At 53.4% G+C, this 19,558-nt stretch carries 16 protein-coding genes; 7 read left to right on the forward strand and 9 right to left on the reverse strand.

Features of this window, described 5'->3' with window-relative positions; genetic code table 11:
* Positions 1-263: 263 nt before the first annotated feature.
* The 3 genes from KZ498_RS07290 to KZ498_RS07300 all read right to left on the reverse strand — a co-directional run bounded on the left by KZ498_RS07290 (position 264) and on the right by KZ498_RS07300 (position 3,145).
* A complete protein-coding gene (locus tag KZ498_RS07290) occupies positions 264-644 on the reverse strand; it encodes a hypothetical protein (RefSeq protein WP_312618026.1) in 381 nt (126 codons plus the stop codon).
* A gap of 572 nt (positions 645-1,216) precedes the next feature.
* Positions 1,217-2,128: a hypothetical protein gene (locus tag KZ498_RS07295; RefSeq protein ID WP_312618027.1), complete on the reverse strand. Its 912-nt coding sequence runs from the start codon at positions 2,126-2,128 to the stop codon at positions 1,217-1,219.
* A gap of 207 nt (positions 2,129-2,335) precedes the next feature.
* Positions 2,336-3,145 carry an endonuclease/exonuclease/phosphatase family protein gene (locus tag KZ498_RS07300; protein WP_312618028.1) on the reverse strand — a complete coding sequence of 270 codons (810 nt, stop codon included), beginning with the start codon at positions 3,143-3,145 and terminating at the stop codon, positions 2,336-2,338.
* Between the two features lie 179 nt (positions 3,146-3,324).
* On the opposite strand from KZ498_RS07300, the gene KZ498_RS07305 reads away from it, so the two are divergent.
* Positions 3,325-4,110, forward strand: a complete 786-nt coding sequence (locus KZ498_RS07305) for a hypothetical protein (protein WP_312618029.1) — start codon at positions 3,325-3,327, stop codon at positions 4,108-4,110.
* Positions 4,111-4,150: 40 nt separating this feature from the next.
* On the opposite strand, the gene KZ498_RS07310 is transcribed toward KZ498_RS07305, so the two are convergent.
* Positions 4,151-4,681, reverse strand: a complete 531-nt coding sequence (locus tag KZ498_RS07310) for a hypothetical protein (protein WP_312618030.1) — start codon at positions 4,679-4,681, stop codon at positions 4,151-4,153.
* Positions 4,682-5,357: 676 nt separating this feature from the next.
* A complete protein-coding gene (locus KZ498_RS07315) occupies positions 5,358-7,814 on the reverse strand; it encodes a DUF262 domain-containing protein (protein WP_312618031.1) in 2,457 nt (818 codons plus the stop codon).
* Positions 7,815-8,427: 613 nt separating this feature from the next.
* On the opposite strand from KZ498_RS07315, the gene KZ498_RS07320 reads away from it, so the two are divergent.
* The 4 genes from KZ498_RS07320 (at position 8,428) to KZ498_RS07335 (ending at position 13,589) form a co-directional block, all read left to right on the forward strand.
* Entirely contained in the window at positions 8,428-9,564 is a 1,137-nt protein-coding gene (locus KZ498_RS07320; protein WP_312618032.1) for a hypothetical protein, read from the forward strand.
* A gap of 157 nt (positions 9,565-9,721) precedes the next feature.
* Positions 9,722-10,195 carry a hypothetical protein gene (locus KZ498_RS07325; protein WP_312618033.1) on the forward strand — a complete coding sequence of 158 codons (474 nt, stop codon included), beginning with the start codon at positions 9,722-9,724 and terminating at the stop codon, positions 10,193-10,195.
* 152 nt (positions 10,196-10,347) lie between these two features.
* Complete coding sequence (locus tag KZ498_RS07330) at positions 10,348-12,297, forward strand: AAA family ATPase (protein ID WP_312618034.1); 1,950 nt, start codon at positions 10,348-10,350, stop codon at positions 12,295-12,297.
* Positions 12,294-13,589, forward strand: a complete 1,296-nt coding sequence (locus KZ498_RS07335; RefSeq protein ID WP_312618035.1) for a 5-methylcytosine restriction system specificity protein McrC — start codon at positions 12,294-12,296, stop codon at positions 13,587-13,589. The genes KZ498_RS07330 and KZ498_RS07335 overlap by 4 nt, the downstream gene beginning before the upstream one ends.
* A 269-nt stretch (positions 13,590-13,858) precedes the next feature.
* Here KZ498_RS07335 and KZ498_RS07340 read toward each other — a convergent pair whose 3' ends face one another.
* Entirely contained in the window at positions 13,859-14,227 is a 369-nt protein-coding gene (locus KZ498_RS07340) for a nucleotide pyrophosphohydrolase (protein WP_312618036.1), read from the reverse strand.
* Positions 14,228-14,424: 197 nt separating this feature from the next.
* Here KZ498_RS07340 and KZ498_RS07345 point away from each other — a divergent pair, with 197 nt between their 5' ends.
* The gene (locus tag KZ498_RS07345; protein ID WP_312618037.1) at positions 14,425-14,592 is read left to right on the forward strand and encodes a hypothetical protein; all 168 of its coding nucleotides are present in this window, start codon (positions 14,425-14,427) and stop codon (positions 14,590-14,592) included.
* A gap of 18 nt (positions 14,593-14,610) precedes the next feature.
* Here the strand turns inward: KZ498_RS07345 and KZ498_RS07350 are convergent, their stop codons facing one another.
* The 3 genes from KZ498_RS07350 to KZ498_RS07360 form a co-directional block, all read right to left on the reverse strand.
* Entirely contained in the window at positions 14,611-15,615 is a 1,005-nt protein-coding gene (locus KZ498_RS07350) for a transcription initiation factor IIB family protein (protein ID WP_312618038.1), read from the reverse strand.
* A gap of 144 nt (positions 15,616-15,759) precedes the next feature.
* Complete coding sequence (locus KZ498_RS07355) at positions 15,760-16,296, reverse strand: hypothetical protein (protein ID WP_312618039.1); 537 nt, start codon at positions 16,294-16,296, stop codon at positions 15,760-15,762.
* Between the two features lie 62 nt (positions 16,297-16,358).
* A complete protein-coding gene (locus KZ498_RS07360) occupies positions 16,359-16,718 on the reverse strand; it encodes a hypothetical protein (protein ID WP_312618040.1) in 360 nt (119 codons plus the stop codon).
* A gap of 394 nt (positions 16,719-17,112) precedes the next feature.
* Between KZ498_RS07360 and KZ498_RS07365 the strand changes: the two genes are divergently transcribed.
* Positions 17,113-19,494: an ATP-binding protein gene (locus KZ498_RS07365; protein ID WP_312618041.1), complete on the forward strand. Its 2,382-nt coding sequence runs from the start codon at positions 17,113-17,115 to the stop codon at positions 19,492-19,494.
* Positions 19,495-19,558: the final 64 nt, after the last annotated feature.

Below are 19,558 nucleotides of genomic sequence, written 5' to 3' on the forward strand. Positions count from 1 at the left end.
GCGGGCGTTGGGATAGCCTCATTAGTCAGCAGGTCGCCACCCGTGAGTTGGAAGACAGCCCCAGAATCACCTGATTCGAAGCCGCCAAGGAAGGGCTACAACAGCGCCGAGAGCGTGAGGACGCCCGGAGAGAAAAAATTAAACGCCGCTGATTCTCACCGTGGCGAGTCGAGCCGCCCCAGTTCTATCGGATTGCGATATCGGACGAGTGTGGAGAGTCCGCGGAGGGAGTCGACAAACATCAGAGAAGTACAGCCGAGTTCTCATCGGAGGTCACGTAGTGCAAATGGAAACCGGTCGTTATGATTCATCTCGAACGCCACCTGCGCGATATCGATTTTGCTTGTGTCGGCTGGAACACCCCGCGAGACAGTCGAATCCACCCTCTGCTTCAGCCCATATTTCGGCACGATTTCTTCGACATGCTCTGTGAACTGGGTGTATGAATCTACATCTGGATTCCCTCCAGGGACAGCATAGCCCAAGTCTCGTAACCCCTCCCGTGACTTGGAATTGAGCGTAGCATACTGTGTTGAATCGATTACCTCCAGTACCTCGCTCAGTGTTGCAACCCCCATTCCAGGGATATCCTCCTCGATTGCTTCTGGGCCTTTTGCGGCAGACTGCTCGAGTAGATCTCGCATCTCGGTAGCCGAATAGCCCGCATCTAAGATTCGCTTTCGGACGAAATGAGCTGGATCGCCGAAATGGCGGTATGCCCACCACGTTTCCCCGAACTCGAGGAGTGACTGCGCAGTTGGGTTCGTACGGAAGGTTTCCCAATGGTTTCGCTTGTTCACGATACTGAATTGCTCACCACGTACTGGTTGATCCCAATACTCGCTCATTATCCCTCATTGACATTAGATACAATCGTATAAAAACGCAGCCATTACCTGCAGAGATAGAACGAACTGAAACATTACTATCAAAAATAGATGAATGGATTTCAACGAACCCAGCCACAAGTTCCCACGAGGGTAGCAACAGTTGCTACAATAGCGTTTACCTGAGTGCGATAGATGTACATTAGAGAGCGTCGAAAGCCGGAAAGAACAACTGCGAATCACGCAACCTGTGCCTTCGGGTTGCGCAGTTGGCGGATAAGATTGCGTCGGTGAATGTTTTGTTCACGCCTCTTGTCTACCGGCCGGCAGCCTGCTGGTAGTTCGTGCTACCAGGGTTACTTGCTGGCAAGACATAAGACAGATAGTGATTAGACGTCACCGTGGGCCATCGGGTTCCCCACTGGATACCCGGCGAACTGGTCCACATCGATCTGACCCGAGGGCCAGTCAGACTGCTTGCTGAGCTGTTGGTACTGTTCGGTGATCGCATCAATGACGTCGTCCATTTCGTCAAGATCAGGATTGTTATCGTAGCCGGGAAGCAGTCCATTGAAATTATCTCTCTCGATTGTGCGAAGGTTCGGATAAACGCCAACCCGGGACGCAAACCGTTTGACAGTCGTGGCACCGATACCGGAAATAGACCGAAGCGGACTTGTTGTATCTACGTCCCCGTCAAACAGGTCTGCCGGACAATCCTCGACTGCGGGAAGCGTTTCTCCGTAATCATCGCTGATGAGGACATCTGATCTACACGCTGCAAGAACCTCCAAGATATGGTTGAGATCTGCACCAGCCTTGAGACGCGAAAATTGGTTGAAGAGCGTCTGGGTTGCCGTTTCAACTTCTCCGGTGACCACAGGGTCACATAGTGGGCCACCAATCATGTATTTGTCAGCCACGCGTGAGGATTCAGCTAGGCCAGCTTCCGAACTCGGCATCACCGCATCGCCATCTTCGTCCTGATTGTACTCTGGATTCCAATCAGAGCCGAAGCGGATAGAAATATAGTTCATGTGGGAAATCCAGTCCGAACGCACCGTGGCGCCCGTTGGGGAGTAAAGGAGTCGCACGACTGTCGTAGGGGTATCCCTGCCGAAATTGTCGTGACCATCCAGAGGGTTCCAATATGGCGCCCGGGAGTACCGACTCATACCAGGTCCATACGCGATCTGCCAGTTCTCCACAGCTGGGAACTCTGTTGGGGAAAGCGCCTGACAGAGGATTTCGAGGGCATCGTGTAGATGGTCGGCGGGAGCGTTCGGATTGGCTGGCGACATTCGTAGCATAGACGATGTTACACATAATTGATTCTTTTCATGGCCTCAGTGTTCGATATGCACCCCATATCTTGCACGCCCGATTCAACGGCTCCAGAATTCCGGGCAGAACCAGTGTGAGAACTATGGTGAATAGAGAATAAAATTAGCAGTTTCATTTTGGCCAATGAACGACAGCACTCAAGAATACATACTGAAGAAACAGCGCTATACATCGAACTCGGCGACAATCGGCGCGTGATCGCTGTACTCGTACCCGTCGGGAAGGTAGCAGCACTCGGTGTGTGTTAATTCCTGGGAGGCGATTATGTGGTCGAAGCGCTTCTGGCGGTCCCAACTCTTGTCCAATACGTCAAGATCGCCATACCCGTGCTGTGCCCGGAAGACATCGACCATGCCGAGATGCCCGAGCCCTTTCAGGAGGTTCAACTCTGCATTCACCCAGCGCTCGCGGATTGATTTGTCTCGATTATACCCGAACGGAACAGCCTGCCCATCAGCGAGTTCACGGTCGGGGGAATTGAAATCCCCTGCTAGGATTCGTGGTCGTGTTTGTCCCTCTGTGATGCCGTGGTACGCGAGTTCGTGAATCTTGATTTTTTCCTCGCCGTAATCGTTCCCAGGCACTGCTCTGATGTTCCACACTTCGATCGTCGTTTCTGGACGTGCGACCTCCGTTACGAGGATTTTCTCGGGGAAGTCAGTTGGACGAAATCCTGAATCCTCGGGGTCGTATATGTTCACCGAGAGCGTTCCTCGGCCACGGAGGGCCGTGATGTGACCGTTGCTGTGTTCGAGCTCGGCTGCCAAATCCAAGGTACCCCTGATGGTATGATAGCCGAGCTGGTCGCAAAGTAGGTCATACCAGTGGTCGGACCGGTTGTGATTGACTTCTTGGAGAAGCAAGACTTGGGGAAGGGTATCGAACGTCGAGAACCACTCGATCTGTTCCTCGATACTATCGGGCGAACCGGCCGGTGGGAACGTTCCGTCGACGTTCCATGACATGACTTTCATCAGAGTTTGACCACCGTACCACTCAACTACTGACCGAGGCTACAAAACCCTCAGGTCAACAAGTTTCGATACAAATAGCGTGCTGAACACAGAGAGCGTCTCCAGCACGTTTCAGATGCAGATATATATTATATATTACAATTCCAAGGTTATTTTGCACGATATTGACTTCGTACAATATGAGCACACTTCAAGACGAAATCCTCACTACCCTATTCAAAAACGGGCGTGACGGAACCTCGATGGTACCAGCGTCAACCATCATTTCGAGTTGTGAGTCTGCTGGATATGAGGAGTCTGAGGTTAAGCAACAGGCAGAGGCACTCGTTGAATCCGACTATCTCTCTGAGGCCGATAATCACTACACGCTCGCAGGAGCAAGCAGTCTATCCCTGACTACTCACCGCGGAAATGAATCCACCCCGTGGCAGTTCTCACTAGTTCGGACAGCCGATGAGATCCTAATCTCGCAGGCAAAGGCAGGCCCAGAGAAGTTCGATCCGGTTCTTAAGCGATTCGACATTGAGGAAAGCCCCGTCTCTGAAGAGCCAGTTGAGTTTCATCATGCCGTCAGCCGTCGGGTCTGGCAAGAGGATCCAGACCAGCCACTTGTCAAATCACAGCGCAGTGAAGGGCGAATTTTCGAGTTGCTATACCGTGACTTGGATGGCTGGCATCTCGCTCGTGCTAACCCAGATGATGAACCGAGCGATTCTGAGAACAAGTCTGAATACGATTCAACCGAGCATCCGGGTGTGACCGTTTCTTCCACCTATATTCGAGCAGAGGATGGTGACGAAATCAAATACACCGAGGATCGAGACTACCGGATTACAGCGGATATTCTCGACAAGTATGCGGAGGTATACATTCTCTCATATTATGAATTGAACGAGGAATCACACGAGAGGGCGGTCTGGAAAGTTGATGACGCCGTTGCCTATCGGCTTGTCTCGGGAGATTGAATATATCTTGGAGCGCACTGAGGATTTGGACACGGCGAGATCACTCGGCCAAACCGTTCACATCTTCAAGAACACGCCGCAACGTCGGGTGATGGCTGGTGTCGATATGTCCAGTCTGATAGCGAACCACCTCTTGGAACTTGTCAACGTCTTCGTCAGGAACGTCAGAGTCAGCTTTGGCCGCGTAGTACAGTGCGACGAGGGCGTGGTGCACCTGCTCGGGTCTGCCAGCCTCGATGAGCGCCAGCGCCTCCGCTACCGAGACATCCGACTCGTCCTGAATCGCGGCCTGCTTGAGCGTGATCGCTTCGAGTTCAGCGTCCGATACTCGTTCGTCGGGCTGAAGACTGTATCCGTATTCCTCCAAGTCGGCTCCCCACACCCACGCTTGATGACTGCCATCCGTGAGAAGTACCCATCGTTTGGGAGCATTTTCTTCGCTGGAGATCGAATGCACAAGGTCGACAGTCTTCAGATTCACCCACTTGTGCATACCACAGGGGTGCGTCCGACCGTCTCCATCTACTTCGACCCAATAGGCCTCGTCGGGAATGTCCGTTTCCGAAGTCACATATAATGACTCGTTCGCATAATATTCAATCTTTTATTACTGTCGACGATTTCGAGCGTAGCATCGACAAGTGCACCGGTGGCGGAAGTAACAGTTTCTGAATACACATCCTGGCCTCAGCAACTCTCCACGATCCTATCAGAGAGAGACGCAATCCGGAGAATCGGCTGGGTCTGGTGATTTGCGGCGGGCTAGCGTCTACTAATGGGTTCTGGATGTGGAACACGGTAGGTCTAAAAATTCTTTGTAACGGATGGACAGCATCAAGCATTGACTGCGTCGGTTCATCGGCCCTATTACTTTACGTCGAGCAACCGAAGTCAGGCCCGTGGGAACGCCATGATGCACTGTGAGTGTGGATGGGCATGGGAGTGGGATGATGACCCGACTCCGTATTGTCCCTTCTGTGGTAAGGTCGGTGGGACAGGCCCGGGAACCCCTCAGGAAGCGAAGGACGCCGTCACAGAAGCACGGGAGTGAACGGGACGGCTGATCAAAAGCGACTCTCAAAGGAACAGCAGATATATTGACCGCTTGTTTTGGCTGTATTCAGGAACTTGATGGCTCCTCAAGGAACGGCTCGTAATCGACATTTCCGATAACATCAAATTGATCATCGTCCTCAGATCTTGACTGAAATCTGCTTCCTCGGGGCCTTTCGAACTTGACTGCCGCGTTACAGTGATCGCATCGACAACCGCTTTTCGAACTCACGGTCAGTTTGTTCGCGAATCTCTGCCCGCACAGACGTTCGGTCAGACTCTAGACCGAATTCGTCGTCAATCTCCTCAAATGAAAGAACATCTAAGAGGTCCTCAAGTATGTCCACTCGCCTCTCTTTCATGTTTTCGTAGTTCCAGAAGCCATTGAAGTAAGTAGTGAGTTCTTCGTCAATCTCGTCGAGAGTCCTCTGTTGAACCTCCGCTGCCTGGGCCAGAAGTTGTTGTAACTTGTCGTCGTCAAACCCATCGTTAGCGGATGTAAAATACCGGTTCACGTGGATATCCCTGAAATCATCAGGGTTAGAATAATATTCAACGAGTTTCTCCGCTAATGGCCGATCACTGGCACTGATATTGTTCCGGTCCCGAAGTAAGAGGAAGTTCCCAACATCCTCAACGAATCGTTGTGTCACGAACGTTTCAATCTCTTCTTTTCGCTGTTTCTTCTCCTCATCCAGTTGGTTACTATCCTGCTGTGCCAACTTGATGTATTCCTCCACCTCTTTGGCGATCTCTGTTTCCTCCGTGGCAGTTTTGAAAAACTCAAGCGGCCATATTGGATCGTCAATATCGTGGATGAAATTCTGTGGTAAAATGTGCTCAAGGTGAATCTGGCTCATATCCAACTCACGATTGACACCACCAACCTGCTCACGGAACTTTTGATTTGATGCCTTCCCGAACAGCAGTTTAGCATACGTCGAGTTCCATGAATGGGCCTGAGTCATAACGTCAATAAACCCATCAGAAAACATCTGCGAGGCGTTCGTTTGCACGCGGTTGACCATGAATTCACGAGTTTTCCGATACGGATCGACTCCATCCGTATCCACACTTTCGTAGAATCTATGAGCTCCCTCAACGAAGATATTTTCAAAAACGTTCGGGTTCGCATCGAGAATGAGCCTTCGGAAATTCAATTTTTCTGTCGTTTCAAGAAGCTGATAGAATTTTTCTTCATCTCCTGCGGGTTCTGTCACAGAGTAATGGTAAGCTGCCAGAATGAGCGGATACCACTGCGATGTCCCCAGATCATCTAACCGAACAAGTACCTCCTGACAACGTTCACGATACTCTTGGGAGATATCTAGTTCGTTGCTATCCAATTTCGGGTTCGTAATGTCTTGATAGTACGAGATGAGTTCTTTTGCTTTATCAAGGAAGGTACGCGCTTTGGAGAGATTCTTGAATCGTGGATTGACGTCGGATTCGAGATTCCGTGTGGAAAACGCATTGATCAATTCAGATCCGGCCTCTCCCGTCGAAGTGACTTCTTCTTCGATGATGCTGAGATACACTGCAAGATAATCTTCGATCTTACTGCTGTCAGTCCCGAAGGCGACGACAATATCCTCCCACTTCCCGATGTAAACATCTCTGTCGTCCTCATCGAAAAATGCATTAACTACGTTCGCTCGAATACGATCAATCTTCGTGAGCTCGAGACCTCTATCGTTCAAAATCTCGAAAATACGCATTCTGAAGTCGGGTTCTGCTTCCCGGATTTCAAACCGGCCAATATAATATGACCGTTGGATATAGTTGTTTAAATTGATGAGTGCGATGGCCTGATTATCAGCAGGCGTTGACTCGGAACTTAGTTGTTGAACCTTCCGTTTATAGAATGTATATGCCTCAATTAGATTTTCGTTTGAGTCATAGATGGGAATGTATTGGTCCAAGCGATTATCATCTATATCAAATTGCTCTACCAGTTTTTGATCAATATCTAGGGTGTTGATTAGCGACGAAATTTGCGTCGCTTCACCACGGCGTCCATCTATATACTCGCGATCATCGGAGGTGAGATACATGAGCCGTGCTTTGTCTCCAATGATCAGCGCGTCGAAGAATTCGTTATCATGCTTGTTTAATTGTAACGTGGCTTTTTGTCCCTGAAGTGCATCCCATCGATAGAGTATTTCTTCTATCTGAGATTTACTGTTATGACAGAGGGTTTCAACCTGATTCGCTTCGATGTTCCCAGAGTCAATCAGATCCTCTAGCTTTTCCAAAATAACTCGCAAGAGGATGTAGACCGATGTGAGCCGTTGCTGCCCATCAATCACCTCCAACGTAGACCCTTCATCTGTCACCGCAAAATACATCGACCCAAAGAACACATCAGAAACGTTGTCCTGCCCGGTCACAAGGTCCGAATCGATAAATTCCTGCAGTTCAGACCAAATTTGGCGATGCTGTTTTTTTTGCCATGAAAAGAGTCGTTGGTATTCGGGTACGTTGAATTTCCAACTTGTCAGAAGATCTCCAATCGGTTTCTTATCGATGTCGAAATTAAGTTCAGTGATCTGGTTCATCACCTGATGATCACCGACTGCCTGAATTCCCAAATCTTCAGAGTGTTCGTAATCGATTAGCGTATCGAACGGTGTGGGTTGATCTCCAGACATGGCTTGTGGGCCGCACTACAGATATTTGAATGTTTAGTAAATTGTCGGCTCGTATCAAGGTTCTGGGGATATGAGACCCCGGTTGTATCGTCAATCAGGTGACTGGTCCATGTGATATAGTTTGACTTCTCGCCAGAACCTGCCTGACAGTTGTGGCCCAAGTGAGATTCGCAGTGACTGAGACCCCCACTGTGCCAGCTTTGACAACCGTTTCCGAGTTGAACTAGATTGGTTGTCGTCTGGTAAGCGTGAACGGATACGCAGGCCCGCTGTCAGCGTCCCGAAGCGTCATCCCAACCTCCATCAGCGTTCAGCGAGAATTGACGGTTGCGTCGGTCAATAGACTTGCCTTAGACCTGTCATCGTCAGTCGTCTCGAAAACATCCGCCACGTTCTAGCGCTTCTTGTATGAGTTGGCGTTCCGCTCAGCGTAACTCCCTGAACAACTTGATGTACTCGTTGATATAGGTCCAGTCCTTGTTCGTCCGCGTGAACCCATCATTGATCCAAATGATCGGTTCTCGACACGCTATACCCCCGGGAAAATTCGAGGTGATCAACGCTCACGAGAAGTGGTTATTTGTATCTCTCCCGTGTCCTGTTGAGGTATTCAATGCCCGACAGTCGCTCAGCAAGCGAGAAAGCTATTGAAGACGTTTTCGCAAAGCATCCAGACATCACCGAGGAGACATTGAATTACCCAGATAATTCGCTCACGTTACTCGCCCGTCAGCAGACTGTCGATATTGGACGGACGGATCTGCTGTTTCTGGCAGGTGAAGAATTACTCCTGATCGAACTGAAAGCAGAGAGAGCAACAGAAGATAACGTTGTCCAGCTCGAGGAATACCGTGATTATTACCAGCACTCCGTCCTCGGTGACCGGTATCCTTCTGCGACACACCTGAAACCGATTCTCCTCGCTCCAGAAATTCCACCACCGATCAAGCAACAATGCCGTCAAACTGGCCTCAAACCGGTGGAGTTCGACGTGGGAACTGTGTTAGAGAAATTTGAAGATAGACTCTTCACCAGCCATTCGATGTTTGAAAAGCAACCAGTGAGTACCGGCGTAGCGTCTTTATATCTTATCAACGGTTTGATTCGGTACCTAGCAGCGACTTCAGAACCGAAGACAAAGAACGACTGTATTGATGATTTAGAGAAGATTGCTGTAAAACCGGACTGGAACAAGCCGAGTGCACGGATGGGTCAGTTCATACGCCTTGGTATTCGCCTCAATCTCATACAGCGGGTGAATAAACCACCACTTCAACAGGTGGATCAACTCCGTGTGTCTCAATCAGACAAATTACTCTTGACCGAACGAGGCCATACCTATGCTGGGGCCATGAGCGCGGGGCCAGAGCGGGTACCACCCCTCAGCGTTGACCAGGCTGCAGTGCTCACAGAATTGCTGTACGATCGGCCGTTTTATTCAGACGTGACTGTAGGGATGGTTCTGTTTCTCGACTCCGTGTATGATCTGTCTCGGTCGTCTGATCGTGTATCGGGTGATGCACTGGAGGAATGGTTTCCAAAAAAGGCTGGGCGAGATTGGCGCGGAAGATCACCGGGATCACTGGTCAATTGGTACGGGAACTACTTGGACGAGATTGGCCTGGTGAGCAAGATTAGTGCCACCGATGGCAATGAAGAATTTCATTACCTTACCCCTGAAGGGGCACAACTGCTCTCGTATCTTCAGGTCGATATCGGAAAGGAAATGATCCGAGCTCAGTCTCGGTAACAAGGTGTGCAATTCAAATTTGCATCTAATTGATGCCTTGGGCAACTTACTTGCCTTATTTCACCGAGAGTGTCACGACGGCCTCCATCTTTTTTCATTGAAATGTGACTAGAATTATGATAACACACATATTCCTTCACATGAATCTCCTACTGCAATGGGTGGACCCACCGAATTATACGACGCGTTGATTAGGTTCGATGACCTTGCTGATGCGAGTCCGGACGGTCGAATTAAACTCGATGATGTGAGACCAATTCTTGATGCTGTGGAGCTCAGAGTGAAATCGAACTCTAACTCGTTTGGGGGCGAGTATATTCTCAGTGGAACCAACACAGGAGCTGACGCACTATTATTAACGGGTATGATACAAGAAGAGGAGAGAGTATCACCACCGGTTCGTCCAGGGCGTTCTGAACTTGTTTATTTTAGCGACAAGTTAGATGAAAGCGGATGCACCGCTGTGCTCGGCATATCTGGAAATTCGCTCGGATTTGTTTCCGATAACGCAAGAATATTGATATATGTGGGTGAGCGAGAGGGAGACTGGTCACGAGCACCTGACCAATTCCCGCTCACGTTGGAGGCGTGTGAAACATTCCACGATTCTGTTTCCACGGTACTCAACTGAAAATAGGTTAGTAATTGAATCCCAAAGGCACGGGATCAACAGCGAAACCTCGTAAGCGCACCGTATAAACATAACCTATCCTACATGAGCGCTCATCCGGATTTAGTCCTGAGGCTGTACATTCATAAGCGTTCCACTCAACCTCATAATCAATGCCAGATTATCATCTCCTCAATACCAATAAGGGGCATATTCAGGGCGACGGCGACGGCACCGAGATATACGATCTTGGAGTGGCTGCTACGTTTGGAACTGAAGAGTACGGTAAGAAACTCAAACCAATCTCGGAAGGAGACATCATACTGAGCTATGTTAACGGCATCGGGTATCGAGCAGTCGGTCGTGTGTCCAAAGAGTGGTCCGGTGAGCACGTCCCGGAAGGGGAGCCCCAAGTGGGTCCCGAGCAATCCAAAGAATATCATATCGACGTTGACTGGGAACGAATTCTCCCAGAATCCGAGGCTATTGAACTTGGACAGGCGAACAAGCATCTTGCCTACAGCGAGGATACACCGGCAAACTTCACTCGCAAAACGGTCAAGAACCCAGAGGCGGGCAAGCGTCTAGCCGATGCCATCAGAGGGCGGAGAGGCGATGAACCAAATCTATTCTTAGTACCGGCCGGCAGGACCAGTGACAATCTCAACCGGACGGTGACAAACCCCGTCCCGAAAGCGACAGTTCGCAAGCATGACACTGCGGTTGACCTGGATCGATTCCAGGGCGATTCAGTTCCGGTCTGGGGCCATCAAGAAGAGAAACCAATTGAGGAGGGTGACATTCTCTTGCTCTATAAGGGTGGAACGTATCCTTACGCGGCGGAAGTGGCGACGACAGAATACAACCCGAGTCTTGGCCAGGAGATATGGGTGGCAGATGACGATGAGAGCTTTGAATATATTTTTTATCTGATAAATATTCAGGAACTGGATCTAGACCGACGGCCACTCAATGCCGTCCTCGATTATGACCTCAGCTTCTACCCCACTGGCTTCATGAACCCGACAGAGTCGAAATTGAACAGGCTTCGACGAAAGTTCGGCGGTGTACACGACTTCGTTGACCGTGCGGCCATCACAGAAGTTCCTGATACCTATCGCCGTATTGCGGACCAACTCGAGGAAACCAATCAGGTAGTGTTCCATGGTCCACCAGGAACAGGGAAGACCCATCACGCTCAGGAGTTCGCAGAGTGGTGGTTGCACGAAAATCTCGAGACGGTTCAAGAGAACCGTCAGAGCCGGTTCATCACATTCCACCCGTCTTTCTCATACGAGGACTTCGTCGAGGGCCTGACCACGAAGAGTCAGAACGGGCAGGTTACCTACGAGATGGATAGAGGTGTCCTCCGTGAGTTCGTAGAGGAGATGTCTGCCTGGCCGAATCAGGAAAACGCTGGCCCCGAAGATTTCGACGAGAGCCCCCGCTACGTTCTCATCATCGATGAAATCAACCGCGGGAACATCGCCAATATTCTTGGTGAATTGGTAACTCTCTTGGAATCCGACAAACGGGAAGGAGAGGATAATGAGACGACGGTCAACCTCGCTCATTCGAACGAGGAGTTTAGCCTTCCATCGAATCTCTACATCATCGGGACGATGAACACGGCCGATCGCTCAATCACACTCGTCGATGCGGCTATCCGCAGGCGGTTCGGTTTCATATCCTTCCCCCCTGACTACGAATTTCTTGCTGATCGGTTCCAGTTAGCAGAGACGGATCTTGAGGACGCTGCTGGGAAGAACAACTTGGATGGGTTGCGAGCTGCTTCGATACTCGCGTTAAAAGCCATCAACGAAGTGATTCGTGACCGAGGCGATCTCGGGAAAGGCAAGCAGTTGGGTCACTCCTACCTGCTGGGTTCGGAATCGGAGGCTGACGTAGTCAGGGCTTGGAAGTATCAACTGCTGCCACTGCTGGAGGAGTACTTTTTCGAATCATTCGATGATATCAGAGATGTACTTGACGCGGAACACGCTCACTACGTGCTTGATTTGGATCACGAGCAAATCCGACACGTGTTCGGCCAAGGTCAGGATATCGAAGAAGCGGAAGCTCTCAGGACTGTACTCAGGGAGGTGGCTGAGGTCGAATCGTGAGTGTTTACGACCCACTCCCATCGGTTGCAGTGTCCGAGAATCGGATCTTGAAAGCCGGCGTTCAGGATAGTATCACAATTTCAGTTTCGGCCAGGGATGCCGAGTATCTACGGTCGCTCGCGGACGACAACAAATTAGCGGTCAATATCGTGGATTCTCCGGGGGCCCAGGGAGACCGCATGGCAGTTATCAAATCAACCGACTTCGCCGGAGTGGTCGGGCTCCCTGACTCTGACAGCATCTATATCCAGCCAAAGATTCCACAGACTGCCCTTCTTCGTCTCCTCCAACTTGATGAAACGGAGGGCCAGGTTGACACTCTTGAGCAGTCCGCAGAAATCGAAGCTGGGACCGAGTTCGTTGACTTGCTAGCGGAACTGTATAGCGACGAGTTAGCGTCGGTAATGCGGCAAGGCGTCGCTCGTTCGTATGAACGGGTTGACCGTCAAGAAGAGTATGTTCGCGGTCGACTCGATGTGCAGCGCCAACTGCAGCGATCAGGCCCAGCGGCCACTGAGTTCCATTGTAGTCACGATGAACTGACCAGGGATACGCTCCTCAATCGAACTGTTCTCCATGCTGCCCGCGTTCTGGTTCGCGTGGTTGAGGATGTACAGATACAGCGACGCCTGCGTAGGCAGGTCCAGCAACTCCGTCGTGACATCACACTCGAACCAATCGAGTACAGGCAGGCTCGTAATGTCGAACTCACCCGTCTAACCAATCATTATGAGGACCTGCTCCGCCTGGCTGAACTCGTCATCAAGAACACCCTTATAGAAGACCTGAACAGAGGGGAAGCGGTTTCGTATACATTTTTGTTGGACATGCCTGATCGGTACCAGGCAGCACTTATTGCGCCGCTTCGTGACGCACGTGAAGACTTTTCGCTGAGTACAGAGCCGTCATTAGAGGAGTTCTTGGCTGGAGACTTCACTTTGAAACCAGCACCTGATTATGTTCTTTATCAGGACAATGAACCAGTGTTAGTGCTAGATGCTAAGTGGAAAGACTTCTCGCGAAAGCCAGACGCAGAAGACCTCTACCAACTCATCGCTTACCAACAGTATCTGGATGTTCCTGGTGTGTTGTTGTATCCTGATACTGGATCTGAAAGTCATCTCGACTCACTGATGCAGGTGACTATCAAGAACGGGCATCGGTTGGTAATTGGCCGGTTACCCGTGACTGAATCGATGGAGACAGTCACCGAATATCGCTCGGAGATCATTGGATCACTCGATACCCTCATCGAAACCGCTCTCGACGGAAACTCGGCGAGTACGGGATAAAAACGGATGCTCTCAGCGGGTTTCGGTAGCGTCTCGAACAGCAATCATCGCGTGGCTGAACACCTAGATGCTACTGGTTAGGTCGTCTTCCACGGCCCTATCGGACTGGGAAGACACACCATGCAAAGCGGTTCGCCAAATGGTGGGTATATCAGAATCCAAGCCAAATAATTAGATTCGAAAGTTGACAGAGCCACCTATGCCTCCGAAATAGGGGGACCGATAGACGATATTATCAGTGAACTGCTGGAATAGTTCGAGGGGTTTCCTCACTCAGTGCGCTGCCATCTTTCAAGATTAGCAGTAATCTCCGCCGCAGTTTCTTCATCAAACCGTCTCTCGTTCTCCTCCAGTTTTCTTTCAATAACCTCCTCAAGATTTGTATCAAGCTGATCGGCCATACTGAGACAGTAAATCAAAATATCAGCCAGTTCGTCTTCCGCCGCAGCGACCAACTTTTCGTCTTCTGATACACGTTCCGCAGAAATGTTATCATGCCACTGGAACAACTCCATCAACTCTGCGGCCTCAACTGATAATGCCATTGAGGTACTCTTCGGCGTGTGGAACTGTTGCCAGTCCCGGTCATGGACAAATTGGTGGTATCGATCCCGAAGGTTGGATAGATCGTCTGCCATTGCTTACAAAGCAATAACCGCCGCCGGCCAAAACAGTTCATGCAGTGGCACGCGGTCACTTCAGAAACTAAAGCAACTTGGGGGCTGCTTCCTACTGTATTCCCAAAGGGATCGCAGCTCAATTTAAACGAATACAGAAAACCTTCCCCCGGCCACCCCCTGCTAATCGCTCCCAAGCGGGGGCGCTGACACTTTAGATGGGCCAACTCCAAGAGATCGGCATCGTCATTGAAGACGGCGAGGTGGGTGACGACCAGTACATGAAGGTCGTCAACGAAGTGGACGAAAACAAACTCGACCCCGGGGAGGTTCGCGTCGAACTACTCTGGATCGAAGGGGAACTGTGTCGGCGATGCGAGCGATGACGCTATTGATGTTAGCGCCTACGACGCTTCGCGCGTTCCACTGTCGTCGGCGGCGACAGCCTCCGTGATGATCGCCGTTGGCGCTTTGCCGACGATCTCGCCTACGCGGGCCCGAGTGACTCGGATCGTCACCGTGGAGACTCCAGCCTCGTCGGCGATCTCCGTTTGGGTGATCTGTTCAGCTGTGACGCAGGAGGCCACGTAGATCGCCATCGCGGCAACCCCGACCGGGTTTCGCCCCGTCAGCTCCGGGACTCCATCGATAGCCTCCAGCAGCGCCCGCGCGTGCCGCCGCGTCTCGTGGGTCAGGCCGAGATCGGACGCTAAAGCGGGGAGGTACAGAAGCGGGCGTGGCGGCGGCACCTTGAGGTCGCACGCCCGTACCATGGATAGATAGGTCCCTCGGAGTTCCGCCTCATCGGTACGTGCGACGACCACGACGGCGGCAAACCGGCGGGGGACCTCGAAGATCCGCGCGGTTGCGTACACGACTGCGGCAGCGACGCCTTCGACGGTCCGCCCGAGGAAGAAGCCCTCGTCGTACACACGCGACAGGAGCGTCGTCGCAGCTTCGCGCACGTCGCCGCGCAGTCCGAGCGAGGTTGCGATGCGCCGGACCTCGGCGAGCGCATCCCGCTGGGCTGCGGGCTCCGCAGAGCCTCGACACCACTGCTGGCGGCGGCGGAGTCGATGTAGTTGCCGGCGACGGCGTTCCGACGTCGCCTCGGTGGCTGCTTCGAAGTCCCCGTGGCCCATCCGCGTCGACAGTCCCTTGTCGACGAACCGCGAGGTGATAGGAGCGCCGCTCCGGCGGCCTCCGTCCCCCTCACTGGTGTACCAGTCGGGCCCGCGATCGAGTTGATCGGTCGTGACGACCAACCCACAGTCGCTACAGCTCTGTTCACCGTGCTGTTCATCGGTGACGAGGTGGCCCCCACACTCTGGGCACTGGTTGTGCGCTACATCTGGGGCCGTCTCGTCTGTCGTGTCGGAGGATTCTGTCAGGGTAGTGGTGTGTTGCATCAGGGTATCAGACACTACGGAGCAGCCAGGCCCCGGGATCGGATCGTCCCGGAGCTACCGGCTACCGCAGTGAGCTGCGGTCATAAGGCCGATTAAGCGCTGTCTTGGGTGTCTCCCCGTCGCATGACGGGAGTCAGGTCGCAGTCAGCGGGTCGTCGGTACCGGCGTGACCGGGACCTTCGCCGTCTGCAACCGCTCCGCAGCGCGTTCGAACGCAGTCGCTGCTCGTCTGGGCAGCGTCTGTTGGAGAACCGCGATGACCATCGCCGCAGCGGGCAGGTCGATGCCGCCGGGCCCCAGTGCGAGTGTCAGACAGGCAGCGCCCGCTTGCTCACGCACGAACTCGTGGTCGTCGGTACCGACCCGCTGGACCGTCGCCGCAAACAGCGACTTGCACTGACGGATGTGTGACTGACCGAGTGCCGCCGCCAGTTCCCCGGCTGTCTCGCAGGCTTTCTCGCGGACGTCCATCGCGTCGTCCAACACCAGGTCCGCGAGGACCTGCGCTGGGTAGCGCGCGCCTTCGGACGGTAGCGCCACGATGAGGTCCGCGACCGCGTCCACGAACTTTGTGCGCGCCGCGCGAGAAGACTCTACGGTCTCTGCGACGCTGTCGAGACGGGCGCTTGCCGCCTCAGGTTCTACTTCGATGAGCTTGCGGAACCCCTCAACGACGTCCATTGCGGACATTGTGGGGTCCCTGTTACTGCGACCGTCGCTGGAAGGCGAGCGACCCGCCATCGTCACTCGAACCCCCGCAGGTCGGACTCTTCGGTGCTGTCGTCCGCCTCACCGAACATCCCGCCGAGGCCGCCGTCGGTCTCAGCCTCGTCAGTCCCGTCAGGAGAGGCTGCCGCCTCGGCCGCCCCCTGTTCCTCAGCGAGGTCGCCAAGGACGCCACCGAGTTGGCCGATGAGTCGGCGGGCCTCCCGCTTAGGTTCGGTCACCGTCATGGACGGGTCGGCCTCCGCCTCCCCGACGACGTCGATGACCTGACAGCCCTTCGTCCGCATCTCGTGGACGAGAGCCGCTATCTGTTTGATGCGCTGTTCGTCTGCTGTCGTATCCGTAGCCTTTTTATTGCAGGGTTTCGTATCTTTCATTGCATTTAGGTAACTGCTGTTCGCTTTCGGAAAGCGTCCAAGCGCTTTCCTCAATCCCCGCACGTCGCGGGGACATCGATCCGTGACCGACCGGTCCGCTTCTGACGACCATGCCTCCATTTGCAATGATGCACTACAGATATTTAAACCTTTCGGTCAACATTGTCTGTACTGACTATCAACGTAGACAAGAACACATCCTTGGTAACGACAGATGAAACTATATCTCTTCGCTTGTCGACGTGAACAACGATTCGATGGCCGATTGCAAGTGGACATCGCCCAGCGTTGACAAAGACTTCTTGTGGGATGCTTGTCTACGTTGATAGAAGGCAACGTCCGCAAACGAAATAACTACCCCCGGAATCCGGGAGCTGGCGAACCTTTACCCCCCATGTCAAACAATCCCCCAGACGCCGACCCCGATCGCGACGATCCAGAGTACGGCGATGTCGAATACACTCCCACACCCGACATCTTCGATACGATGACCGCCGATGCTGCCGCGATTGCGGCAGTACAAGAGGCGGTCGACAACGCTGCTGACGCAGCGTACGAGTACGCCAGCGAAGGCTTCGATCTCCCGGATCCCATACAGGTGGAGATCACGTACGTCGCCAGCGATGGCGATGACGACGAAGCAATTATTATCGAGGATAATTCCGGCGGACTCCCGCCAGGCCAACTCCACGTCCTTGCTCAACTCGGGGCGTCATACAGCGTCGAGGACTCGATCGGTCGTTTCGGCGTGGGGGCGAGTCGACTCGCCGCGCTTGGGGCCGAAATCACGTATGCTAGCCACCGACAGGGGCACGAAGGGCAGCAGTTCACCGTTGACGTCGAGCGGATGAAGGAGCAGGAAGGCGCAGATGCTTTCAAGTCACCGCGTGAGCACGCACCAGACCTTCCAGAGGGCCACACGCGTGTGACCGTCAAGCGACTCCGCGACGGGTTTCGTCCGGTCGTCGAAAGTGCCCGTCGCGCCATCGACGCACGGAATGACGACAAGTCGGAGGAGGCGGAGATCACCGAGGCCGATATCGAAGCTGTAGCGGACGCGCTGGGACGGACGTATCAGCGATTGCTCCGTGACGGCGTGAAGATCGGCGAGTCGACCCGGCAACCGTTCGAAATCACGCTGGAGTACGACGCAGACAACCACTACGAGTTTGAGGTCGAACCGCCGGAGGAGGTCGAGTTCAGTTACCTCCCGTTCGACGGGTTAGCGCCGCGCGAATACACGGAAATCGCCTTCGACAAAGGGGGGGATACCGTATCTCCTGACAGCGCCGGCGTACGCGCGGACATCAAAGTCGGGCTGTTGACGCATGCCAACGACCAGATAGCGGGACTGAGCGTCGCGGTCAATGACCGGATGATAGTGGCCCACGACACCGAAAATGACCTCTTCAGCTCGGGGTACTTGGGTGCGTACCGTCCTGCACAGGGTCACTCCCGACTGTACATCGAGGTGAACCTCCGCGGCGACTCTGAGCATATGCCGTTCAACTCGACGAAGACCGGCCTCAACCCGAACCACGAGGTCTTTGATCCCTTGCTGAACCGCGTTGCCTCCGTAGCGGCTCCGTACAAGCGGCAATCGTATACGGCCCTCCCGGACTGGATGCTGGAAGTATATGGCTTAGAGGACTCCCGATCGGACGGCCAGCGCGAATCGCTCATCCGGATCCCAAAACGAGACTCGAAGACGAACTCTGCGCGGTTCAATGAGAAACCTGGACAGTCGGTTCGAGGCCGGCGGACCCGTGACTACCCCGAGCGTGATCGACTCAAGGGCATCGTCAAGACCCACCGTGCGTTACGCATCCGCGACGAGACGCTCCTCCGAGAGTACGAGGGTCCCGCCTATCGGAACTTCTTCGATAATCACTACTTCACGAGTAGTGCTGGGGACTACCTGCGGAGGCAATCGGAATATGCGCCCCGAACTCTCGAAGAGCTCTCCGGCCCGTTGCTCGACGACTGGGTGGAGTTCGCCTCTGTCAACGATGACGAGCACCCGCTGGTGGTGGATATCAAGATCGTCGCGAAGTTCGGGCTCGAGCATATCGACGGCCGACTGGACAAATCAGGCCTGCTCGAGGAGTGGGCGGTCCCACGATATCGTGAAGAGGTGCGAATACTTACCTCCGGGTCGCTTGAGGGCGTCGCCGTGTGGGACGACCCCACGAAAATCCCGATGGAGGAGTTCACTGGCGTGACAGTGACCTTCCGGGAGAACGAAATACCGTTCCCAGACCGGAGCCCAATCTTCGACCGCGAGGCGATGCAGACCGCATTAGAGAGTCGCGATCTTCTCCCCGAAGCGACCGATTCGGAGACTGAGACGTCATCTGAGACCACGTCCGAGGCGGAGTCGACCGAGACAACCACGGCGGAGGCAACAGATGAGGCCAGTGCAGATGGCCATACTGACGACGGCGCAGTCGAACAGCAGACGCTCACGTCGCAGGACTCGCCGGACGATCACAGCGGGGTGTTCAAATCGACAAAGGAGTCGTCTGCCTCCGCATCGACCGAGAGCGATGCGACCCAACAGACGGCGACGGACGGGGCAGCGATCATCATTGGAGGTGACCGGTACGTCGTCGATGATGACGACTTCGAGAGGGTCGTCGACCTCGTAGGCCTGGATGATGACCCGGCACCGAAGGACCTCGTCGAGGCCATCCTCATGGAGTTGGAGGAAGGCCAGGAGGCCAAAGCACGTCTTGAGGAGTTCCGCGATCGGATCGGTCCAATACTCGATCAGTAACCGCCAGGCGGACCATCCCGCCTGCTCTGGTTCTGTGCAGAGGCCGCTCGAGCGGGGAAGAAAA

Origin of the sequence: Haloarcula sp. 1CSR25-25 (assembly GCF_032027985.1) — an archaeon.
GTDB lineage: Archaea > Halobacteriota > Halobacteria > Halobacteriales > Haloarculaceae > Haloarcula.